Source organism: Kocuria sediminis, assembly GCF_009735315.1.
GTDB lineage: Bacteria > Actinomycetota > Actinomycetes > Actinomycetales > Micrococcaceae > Kocuria > Kocuria turfanensis.
The window spans coordinates 1-2,690 of record NZ_WOGU01000038.1; the positions used below are offsets into that span (position 1 = coordinate 1).

The following is a 2,690-nucleotide window of genomic DNA, read 5'->3' on the forward strand; positions in this document are numbered from 1 at the left end:
GCGTACCCACCACGACGCTCACCCTGACCCTCGTCACGACGGCCCCGGTAGCCCTCACCCTCACGGCGCGGACCCCGGTAGCCCTCAGCCTCACGGCGCGGACCCCGCTCACCCTGACCCTCGTCGCGCCGGCCGCGGTAGCCCTCCGTCCGGCCCTCGCCGTCACGGCGGGGTCCCCGCTCCCCGGACCGGGCGTCACGACGCTCGCCCTGTCCCGGCCGCGGGTCACGGTAGCCCCCGCGGTTCTCGCCCCGGCTGTCACCACGTCGATCATCCCGCCGATCACCGCGCGGGGCGTATCCACCACGGCTCTCACCCTGGCGGTCGGCGCTCCGTCCCCGGAAGCCCTGCGCACGGCCTTCACCACCGGATCGTCCTGCGGAACGCTCGTCGTCGCGGGCGAAGCTGCGGCGAGGCGCGCCGCTCGAGCGGCCGCCGTCGCGTCGGGCGTCTGCGCCGGACCGGCGGTCGCCGGAACCGCTGTTCCGGCGATCGCCCTGGGAACCGTGCTGGGAAGACTCGGACACGTACCGCTCCTCTGTGCCGTCCGGAAGGGGGCGGCGCTCGTGGATGTCGAAGGGACCGCGCACGGGCCCGCCAATTGATCGTCCCCCATTCTATAAGCAGGCCAGCTCGGGCCCTTCCTGGTTCGCGGGACCTCCTCAGGGGCCGATAATTGGCCCATGACCAAGAAACCTCTCACGTCCCACCTGCTGGTGCGCGTGCTCCTCGGCATCGTCCTGGGCATCGCCTGCGGGTTGTTCTTCCCCGAACCGCTCGCACGGGTCTTCCTCACGTTCAACGGCCTCTTCAGCGGCTTCCTCGGCTTCATCGTGCCGCTGCTCATCCTCGGCCTCGTCACCCCTGCGATCGCGGACCTCGGGCGGGGAGCCGGGAAGTGGCTCGGCATCACGGCAGGCATCGCCTACGCGTCCACCGTCTTCTCCGGCGTTCTCGCCTACCTCGTGGCCCGCGGCACCTACCCTTGGCTGCTGGGTGGACAGCAGGACGTCAACCCGCTCGCCAACCCGGAGGAGAGCGCGCTCACGGGATACTTCGCCCTCGAGATGGAGCCCGTCTTCGGCGTCATGACCGCGCTGCTGCTCTCCTTCTGCCTGGGCGTGGGGATCACGCTCATCCCGGGCGACACCCTCCACCGGACCATGGACGACCTCCGGCGGATCATCATGCGGATCGTGGAGCTCGTCATCATCCCGCTGCTCCCGGTCTACATCTTCGGCATGTTCATGAGCCTCACCATGAACGGCCAGATCGTCACCGTGATCTCGACCTTCTTCAAGATCGTCGTGCTCGCCCTCGTCCTGACGATCGTCCTCCTGCTGGTCCAGTACGGGATCGCCGGGGCCTACGCCCGGCGCAATCCGCTGGTGCTCCTCAAGAACATGCTGCCGGCGTACGTGACGGCCCTGGGCACGTCCTCCTCCGCCGCCACGATCCCGGTGACCCTCAAGTCCGCCGAGGCCAACGGGGTCAGCAAGCCGGTCGCGGGCTTCGTCGTCCCGCTGTGCGCCACCATCCACCTCGCCGGCTCCACCATGAAGATCGTCCTGTTCTCGCTGGCCATCATGACCATCACGGGGATGCCCATCGACAACCTGACCTACCTCGGCTTCATCCTGATGCTGGGGGTCACGATGGTGGCCGCCCCCGGCGTCCCCGGCGGGGCCATCATGGCCGCCGTGGGAGTCCTGCAGAGCATGCTGGGCTTCGACGAGACGGCCATCGGGCTCATGATCGCCACCTACATCGCCATCGACTCGTTCGGCACCGCGACCAACGTCACGGGCGACGGAGCGATCGCCGTGGTCATGGACAAGCTCGTCGGCAGGCGCGGCGACGTGGCGGAGGTGGCCGCCGAACAGGACGACGCGCAGGTCGTCGTCTCCGGCCGCTGAGACAGCACGACCGCCGACGACGAAGGCCCCGACCGTGTGGTCGGGGCCTTCGTCGTGTCGTGCGCAGGGAGCCGTTCGTCAATGCTCGACGGCCCAGTAGAGCTCCGTCACCATGTCCCGGGGATCGTCGCCCGGGTGGGGTTCCGTCACGTAGACCTCCCACAGCGGCGCACCGACGCGCAGGTGCCGCTCCTGCGCCCAAGCCCGCAGCCTCTCCCACGACGAGCCGAGCCCGTCGTAGTCCCCATGGTGGGTGACCGTCACCGCACGGGTCGAGGGGATCCGCCCGACGACGACGGAGCCCGCCGGCGCCACCGTCTCCGCCACCGGGAATCCGACCTCGAGCTCGACGACCGCTCCGGGTTCCGAGTGGTAGAGCGACAGCGCCGGACCGGTGGGCCGGAGTTCACCACGGCCGATCCGCTCGCCCAGCTCGTGGAACGCGGCGTCGAAGAAGGCCCGCAACTCGGTCACCGGCACCTTCCCGGCGACCACCGCGGTCGTCTGCTCCCCCACGTCCACGACTCGCGGTTCCTCGCTGTTCTGCGCGCCGCTGCCCGCCCCGTTGGTGTCCGCCATGGGTCCATTCTGCGCGGTGGCGACCGCCGGAGAACAGACGCTGGACCCGGCGTACCGGAAGTGACGGCCACCATGAGCAAGCCACATGGAACGAATCCCGCACCGGTGGGTGGGGGCCGGCCGGTGGCGGGGCATGGATAAAGGCCCCGCACCGGGTGGGTGGGGGCCTGGGGGTGTGGGGAGCCCCCGCACCTG

The 2,690-nt window shown here is 70.1% G+C and carries 3 protein-coding genes; 2 read left to right on the forward strand and 1 reads right to left on the reverse strand.

Translation table 11 applies throughout. The annotated features are described in order from the left end of the window. Together GMA12_RS18625 and GMA12_RS18080 are read left to right on the forward strand one after the other, a co-directional pair. Positions 1 to 605, forward strand: a 605-nt coding sequence (locus GMA12_RS18625; protein WP_206064740.1) for a hypothetical protein, incomplete at its 5' end; no start/stop codon positions are given. 78 nt (positions 606 to 683) lie between these two features. Continuing rightward, positions 684 to 1,916: a dicarboxylate/amino acid:cation symporter gene (locus GMA12_RS18080; RefSeq protein WP_156270872.1), complete on the forward strand. Its 1,233-nt coding sequence runs from the start codon at positions 684 to 686 to the stop codon at positions 1,914 to 1,916. 78 nt (positions 1,917 to 1,994) lie between these two features. On the opposite strand, the gene GMA12_RS18085 is transcribed toward GMA12_RS18080, so the two are convergent. Further along, the gene (locus tag GMA12_RS18085; protein WP_156270873.1) at positions 1,995 to 2,495 is read right to left on the reverse strand and encodes a GyrI-like domain-containing protein; all 501 of its coding nucleotides are present in this window, start codon (positions 2,493 to 2,495) and stop codon (positions 1,995 to 1,997) included. Positions 2,496 to 2,690 lie beyond the last annotated feature (195 nt).